This window comes from Halorientalis sp. (assembly GCF_028275115.1).
Classification (GTDB): Archaea; Halobacteriota; Halobacteria; order Halobacteriales; family Haloarculaceae; genus Halorientalis.
The window spans coordinates 1-6,772 of the sequence record NZ_JAQCNH010000110.1; the positions used below are offsets into that span (position 1 = coordinate 1).

8 protein-coding genes and 1 pseudogene are annotated in these 6,772 nt (G+C 61.1%); 3 read left to right on the forward strand and 6 right to left on the reverse strand.

Annotated elements, in window-relative coordinates; genetic code table 11:
* Positions 1-44: 44 nt before the first annotated feature.
* On the reverse strand, positions 45-305 hold the full coding sequence (locus Q0964_RS14715) for a hypothetical protein (protein ID WP_299269012.1): 261 nt from the start codon (positions 303-305) through the stop codon (positions 45-47).
* Between the two features lie 2 nt (positions 306-307).
* Positions 308-1,585, reverse strand: a complete 1,278-nt coding sequence (locus Q0964_RS14720; RefSeq protein ID WP_299269014.1) for a CobW family GTP-binding protein — start codon at positions 1,583-1,585, stop codon at positions 308-310.
* 64 nt (positions 1,586-1,649) lie between these two features.
* Here Q0964_RS14720 and Q0964_RS14725 point away from each other — a divergent pair, with 64 nt between their 5' ends.
* Complete coding sequence (locus tag Q0964_RS14725) at positions 1,650-2,819, forward strand: NAD(P)/FAD-dependent oxidoreductase (protein ID WP_299269016.1); 1,170 nt, start codon at positions 1,650-1,652, stop codon at positions 2,817-2,819.
* A 2-nt stretch (positions 2,820-2,821) separates the two neighbouring features.
* Positions 2,822-3,004, forward strand: coding sequence for a 30S ribosomal protein S14 (locus Q0964_RS14730; RefSeq protein ID WP_299269018.1), 183 nt, complete (start codon positions 2,822-2,824; stop codon positions 3,002-3,004).
* Between the two features lie 81 nt (positions 3,005-3,085).
* Here the strand turns inward: Q0964_RS14730 and Q0964_RS14735 are convergent, their stop codons facing one another.
* Positions 3,086-3,463: a cupin domain-containing protein gene (locus Q0964_RS14735; protein ID WP_299269020.1), complete on the reverse strand. Its 378-nt coding sequence runs from the start codon at positions 3,461-3,463 to the stop codon at positions 3,086-3,088.
* Positions 3,464-3,635: 172 nt separating this feature from the next.
* Between Q0964_RS14735 and Q0964_RS14740 the strand changes: the two genes are divergently transcribed.
* The gene (locus Q0964_RS14740) at positions 3,636-4,406 is read left to right on the forward strand and encodes a rhodanese-like domain-containing protein (RefSeq protein WP_299269022.1); all 771 of its coding nucleotides are present in this window, start codon (positions 3,636-3,638) and stop codon (positions 4,404-4,406) included.
* A gap of 44 nt (positions 4,407-4,450) precedes the next feature.
* On the opposite strand, the gene Q0964_RS14745 is transcribed toward Q0964_RS14740, so the two are convergent.
* The 3 genes and pseudogenes from Q0964_RS14745 to Q0964_RS14755 form a co-directional block, all read right to left on the reverse strand.
* A complete protein-coding gene (locus Q0964_RS14745; protein WP_299269024.1) occupies positions 4,451-5,701 on the reverse strand; it encodes an outer membrane protein assembly factor BamB family protein in 1,251 nt (416 codons plus the stop codon).
* 87 nt (positions 5,702-5,788) lie between these two features.
* A complete protein-coding gene (locus Q0964_RS14750) occupies positions 5,789-6,391 on the reverse strand; it encodes a hypothetical protein (RefSeq protein ID WP_414652173.1) in 603 nt (200 codons plus the stop codon).
* 48 nt (positions 6,392-6,439) lie between these two features.
* A pseudogene (locus Q0964_RS14755) lies at positions 6,440-6,772 on the reverse strand (hypothetical protein); the annotation flags it as partial.

Below are 6,772 nucleotides of genomic sequence, written 5' to 3' on the forward strand. Positions count from 1 at the left end.
CGGTCCGTTCCTGTCGTCTGATTTCGGTGTCTGTGACTCGAAGCTCATATTCGTGCTTGCTCTCTGATGGCGGTGTCGACCGCCCGGTCCTCGGCAATCGTTTCGAGTGCCGCCGTCGCTCCTATCTCTTTCAATTCCGTAACAGCGTCCCGACGGAACACACCGTGGATACCGTTCGTCCGCGTTACCGTCTTGAGCTGTGCTACAGCCTCGAGTTGGCCAAGTTCGCGAATCGCCTCCCGACGCGTCTCACGCGGTGCAGACTTCGTGACGATCTGCCGGAATAACGCGGATGCACTCGGCATCGTCAGTCGGCCAGCCCCACTTCTTCGGCACTATCGGTATCCTCGGCCGGTTCGTCGTCTGCCTGTTCCGCTTCCGGATCGGCCTCAAACCGGGGGAAACGGTCCTCGAACGCGTCCCAGTCGGCTTCCATTTCTTCTTCGGTCAGCGTGGCGGCCTCGAGATCGCTCCGGACTGTGTCTTGGTCCATCTCGGTACCTATGAGGACGAGCCGAGAAGAGCGGTCGCCGTACGTGGGATGCCAGTTAGCTTCGAGTTCGGGCGAGGCTTCGAAGTACTGCGCCTGTTCCTCCTCGGGCATGGAGGCAACCCAGCGACCCGCTGGCACGATTCGGATAGATTGCCCGGCGACGTCGAGTCCCAGTCCAATCTCCGATCGGCCCGCCAGCCAGAAGTGGCCCTTCGAGCGAACGACGTTGGCGGGGAACTCGTCGAGCAGTTCCGCGAACCGTTCCGGGTGGAACGGGCGTCGGGACTCGAAGATGAACGACGTAACGCCGTGTTCTTCCTCGGCGGAGGCGTGTGGCTCTTCGAGTTCCTGCATCCAGCCGGCGGACTGGCTCGCCGCTTCGAAGTCGAACCGTCCGGTGTCGAGAATCGCGTCGGGGTCGACCGCGCCGTGTTCCGTCCGGATGATCTCCGCTCGGGGTTGCAGCACTTCGAGCATGCCCTCAATCTCGTCGAGTGTCGCCTCGTCGACGAGGTCACACTTGTTCAACAGGAGGACGTCACAGAACTCGATCTGTTCGACGAGCAGGCTCCCGAGGTCCTTCTCGGTGTCGCCGTCCATGAGCGACTCTTTCGAGTCGAACGTCGTCCAGAACTGGTGGGCGTCGACCACGGTGACCGTCGTGTCGAGTTCGTAGTGGTCCATCACCTCGATACCGGTCTCCTCGTAGAACTCCGTCGGGTCGAGGTCAGACTGATCGAAGCCCATCGTGAGCGTCTGTGCGACGGGCAACGGCTCGGCGACACCCGTCGATTCGATGACGAGATAGTCGAACTCCCGGGCCTGTGCGAGCCGAGCGAGCGCGTCGAGCAGGTCTCCACGAAGCTCACAGCAGATACACCCGTCTGACAGTTCGACCATCTCCTCTTCGTCTTCCGAGATATCCGAGTGTTCCGCGACCCGCTCGGCGTCGACGTTCACCTCGCCCATGTCGTTGACGAGGACTGCGATATCCAGCTCCGTCCGCGTGTTCAGGAGGTTGTTCAACACAGTCGTCTTTCCCGCACCGAGGTTCCCGCTCAGGACGGTGACGGGTATGGTCTGTCGCTCCATCTGTTATTAAGACTAGAGCGTATATTATTTATATTTGGCTATTTACTAGACTTTATTGTTAACAGTGAATCTCAATGAAGCGCGAAAATACGAATCGCTCGACGCGGTTGTCGTCGGAGCAGGCGCCGCTGGCGTCGGAATTGGGGCTGCTCTCGCCACACTCGACCTCGATTCCTATGCCATTCTCGAGCGCGAGACGGTCGGTGCGTCGTTCCGACAGTGGCCCGACGAGATGCGTCTCATCACGCCATCGTTTCCGAGCAACAGCTTCGGGGCACGAGACCTGAACGCTATCACCACGGACACCTCACCCGCGTTCGCACTTGACCGCGAGCACCCGACCGGTCGGGAGTACGCCGAGTATCTCCAGGGAGTCGTCGACTTCCACGACCTGCCCGTCCGAACCGGGGTAGACGTCGAATCGCTCAGCCCACACGACGACGGTTTCGTCCTGCACACCTCCGACGGTGTGATTCACAGCCGCTTCGTCGTCTGGGCTGGCGGGCAGTTCGGACGGCCCAACGATGACCCGTTCCCCGGGGCGGCTCACTGTGTCCACAACTCCCGGGTCGGTTCCTGGGACGCCTTCACCAGCGACTGTGTCTGTGATCCAGTCGTCGTCGTTGGGGGCTACGAGAGCGGCATCGACGCGGCGCTGGCACTCGCCGAACGCGGCAACGAAGTGCTCGTCGTCGACGAGGAGGGTCCCTGGCAGTTCCGTGGCCCAGACCCAAGTGAGGTCCTCTCTCCGTTCACGAGCCAACAGCTACAGACTGCGCTGGAAGACGATGCGCCGATCGTCCTCGAAGACGGCGTCCGGGTCGACCGTGTCGAACGCTCGCCGGACCGGTTCGACGCGTCTATCGACCGGTTCGACGTGTTCGGAACTGACGGCGAACGGTATTCGACTCGGAATCAACCCGTACTCGCGACTGGGTTCGAGAGTAACCTGGGGCCTGCTGAGGAGTACTTCGCGGACGAGGATGGGCATCCACAGCTCACCGACCGGGACGAATCGACCACGACTCCCGGCCTGTTCCTGTCGGGCCCACAGGTCGCCCACAACGGGCAGAAATTTTGCTTCATCTATAAATTCAGACAGCGGTTCGCCGTCGTCGCCGACGAAATCGCCAACAGACTCGGTGTCGACCCGTCGCCGCTCGAAGCGTACCGTGAGAAGAACATGTTCCTGGAAGACCTCTCCTGTTGCGAACCAGCGATGTGTGATTGCTAACCATGACACGAGACTCCACCGACGCAAGCTCCGATATCGAACGCTCGACCGACGATTCAGACGACCGGCGGGTCTGTCGGATGACCGGCCGCGAAGACGGGCTCGTGGGCAAGTACGACATCTGGCTCTGCCGCCAGTCGTTCCGCGAGCTAGCGCGGGACGTAGGGTTCGAGAAATATGACTGACCGACTAGCCTCGCTCCAAAAACTCCGGGAGTGACGCCAGTGTGACGTAGGCAGTTCAGTACTATCGACAGCCGACCCAGACTACCCCTGGAACGCGTTGATTCCCCACACGTCTGCCCCCGTGCCATCGGAATCGAACTCTGGGGCGCTAATAAGGACGAACGCGCTTTCGTCCGCACCGTTCCGAATCTGGCGCGTCGCTTCGGGGGCAATCCAGATAGCATCGCCGGTCTCCATATCTACTGACTCGTCGTCAATTCGGACCTCTGCACTCCCCTGTATCAAGACGTAGACTTCCTCGTGCTCGTCGTCAGCGTGGTCGTGCGGCTTACTGTTCCAGTCCGGGGGACACCGCGAGAACGTCACGCCGACCTGTCGACAGCCCAGTGGCTCACTCAGGAAATGCATCGCGTCTGAAACCTGTTCGACGTCCTCGTAGTTCACGGTCCGATAGCTCATACAACCACTTCTCTGCGGAGAATAATAATTTTCTAGGCAGACTTACCTATCCTTAGCAATTTAATTTGTTCTGTTGCCAGTCAGACCCCCGTCAGCCCTGTTCGACGGGACGCGAAGGTATTCGAGAACCGGACTAGAATTCGTTTTCGACCCCCTACTAGTATACAACAATATGAACCGTCGTGGATACCTCGCCGTCTGTGGCGCGATATGTGGCGGTCTGGCCGGCTGCAGCGGAAACTCGAACGACAGTAGCGAGGGCACTGCCGGTCCGGCTCAAGACGGGTATCCGCCAGAGTCCGGCACGACGCCAACGGACCGAACGATCGATACCGCAGCCTTTGAGACAACGACTGTCGAGGGCGTCGATGTCCCGCTCGCCCCGATAGACGCGACCCACCACTGGTATCGTGGGCGAGTTGCACGGTTCGTCGATGCAAGGGGACAGGCACAGTACGACCGGTCCCATATCACCGGCGCTGTGTTGAGTCCGGCACCTGATGGTACCGGGGACGACCCAGTCGAGGCGTGGCCGACGGCCGACCGTATCGTCTGTTACTGTGGGTGTCCACATCACCTCTCGTCGCTCCGTGCCGCATCGCTCATCGAGAACGGCTACGAACAGGTCTATGTCATCGACGAGGGCTTTTGGGAGTGGCAGGACCGGGGGTTTCCGATTTCTGGCGAAGAGGTTTCGACAGAACCGGCAGTACAGCAAATTGCCGGGCGGACAGCCGCCGACTACGCCGGTCAGATGGCGTGGGCGTGGCACGAGCCGACGGGCCAGCGCGAAGCGGCACCCATCGGCGACGACGGCGCGTATACGCTCGAACTCCACTTTTCTGACGTGACGCCGGACTCGACAATCACCGTCGAGACGCCCAGCTACCGGATCGAGGACTCACTCGACGAACTGACCGCGCAGACGGTGACAGCCCCGTGACCGATTCACACCGGCGGCACTGAAGCAAGTGGCCCTCCCGACACTCACGCTCGGCCGAAATCGAGGGCGACAACCCGGCCATCCCCGTACATGACGAGCGCTTCGACGTTATCGTCATCGTCGATATCTGCCATCGTCGGGTGGGTGTAGATTGGTACCTCACGCTCGTATGTCGCAGTGACCTCACCAGTCGTCGGCTCAACCAGTGAGACTGTCCCATCGTTCGCGGGCGCGACGAGCTCCGGGCTTCCGTCCCCGTCGACATCACCGACGGCCGGCGGCGGCATCATCTGTACGTCTGCGTTGGTCAATCTGGTCCGCCACTCCGTTTCCCCGCTTTCAGCGTCCAAACTGTAGAGCTCCCCGTTCTCAGCGACCGCGTAGACTTCTTCTGTCCCGTCTTCGTCGCCGTCTGCGACGCCATGGACCGCCGCAAAGGTGCCGAGGTCGCGCTCCCACAGTACGGTCGAATTGCCGTCGACCATGGCGACAGTTCCGTCAAGTGCCGTCGCGACGACGATTTCGGACGACGTATCGGCATCTGCCTGGCCGGTCGTCATCCACGTGATAGAACTGTCGAACGTCGCTGGCTCGTCCCAGCTCGGCGTGCCGTCCCCCTCGAAGAGATAGAGTTCGCCGGCGCCACCCGCGGCGACGGCGAGTTCGAGTCCATCGTCACCGTCGAACTCCCCGACGGTCGGCTGACCGAACGTCGTCGATTCGAGGTCGCGTGTCCAGACTGTCTCGCCGCTGGCGCTGATGACGTAAACCATTCCACGCACGTCGACGACCACGGTCTCTGGTCGACTGTCGCCGGTGATATTCACGACGAGGGGCTTCGTGTATCCATAGCTGTCGAGCGCATACTCGAACGCGACAGAACCATCTCTCGGGTCGTACGCGGTGAGTGTGTTCTCGGTCGTCGCTGCGAGAACTTCGTCGGTGCCATCCCCGTCGTAATCTGCAACGGTTGGGTCTGCGATCGAGTGGATTGTACAGTCGGGGACCGAGATCCCTGAGCGCCACTGGCGCTCGCCAGACGACGCTTCGAGACCGTATAGCGCACATCGGTCGGTGTCTGCCCGACCGCTAATCGGCGCGTAGACGAACTGTCGGTCACCGACCTGTGCGACCGCTGGTGCGTGATGATTTCCGTTAACCTCGCGTCCCGTCTCGCTGACCCAGAGGACGGTAATCTCCCCACCCGAGTCGGTATCGACGAGGAAGCTGCCGATGGCGAGGCCATCCAACGCGAGTATGACCAGGGCAAGCGCTACGACAGTTCTGGCACGCATCTGTTTACTCGGCGTGTATCAGTCCGGTCGTTTGCATCCCATAGCTCGAGAGACTCCGATCCATCCTTCCTGAAACTGTCGTGTCAGTCACCCCATCGGCCAGGCCATCAATTGCTGGAGCACTTGTAACAACCCCTGGTTTGGGGCTGTTGTCCCGTAGATGCTGACTGAATCCATGCCAGCGTAGCCGTGTTCCCCTGACTCGCTTCGCTCCCAGTAGAGCCAGGCCGTCTCTTCGCCGCCGTCAAATCCCATATCGTCGACTGGGAACGTCAGCACGAGCGCCTCGTGGCTCTCGCCATGGTGGCCGTCGAACTCACGGACTTCCCCGTCGTCCGCCGGCCGTGCACCCGCGCCATCCTCGACCGTCGACCGGGACCCAAACCGGTACCGGACAGTCTCTGTCGTGGGGTCGAACGTTTCGTGCTCACGATCACCGTTGAGGAATTCGACGGGGTGAACCGCTACCTCAACGGAGTCGTGTTCGTCGACATCGATGAACTCATCCGCGTTGTCCGGTTGGACATCAATATCGAGTTTGTTCGGAAAGTAGGCCGCTGCGAGGCCGCTGGCAGCTGGGACGAACGCCGCCGCTGCCGTCACGCCGGCTGCGCCTTTGAGGAGCCGCCGTCGGGTCGGAGCCCTCTCTGTCAGTTGTTTCGGGTCGGGCGTTGTTTGTCGCTTTGACATCCTACAAATAATCCGACGGAGCTTCGCTGTATGGTGGTTCTGGTCCAATCAACGAATCAGGCCCGCCGACGAATAGTCGAGGCTGACCACTCGGCCATCTCCATACCGAACTAGTATCTCAGCAGCGCCGTCGCCGTCGATATCGCGGACCGTCGGGAAGGTCCAGACGGGGACATTACGCTCGTAGACCGCGAGTTCCGACCCAGAGTCGGCATCGAGGACGGCAACCCGCCCTGTGTTCAATACGCCGACGACTTCCTGCTTGTCGTCGCCATCGACGTCACCTGTCACTGGGGCTGTCGCAGTCGCATCGTCGCTGTCCGAGACTGTCGTCGACCATTCGGTTTCGCCCGTCGCTGCATCGAGTGCGAGGAATCGGCC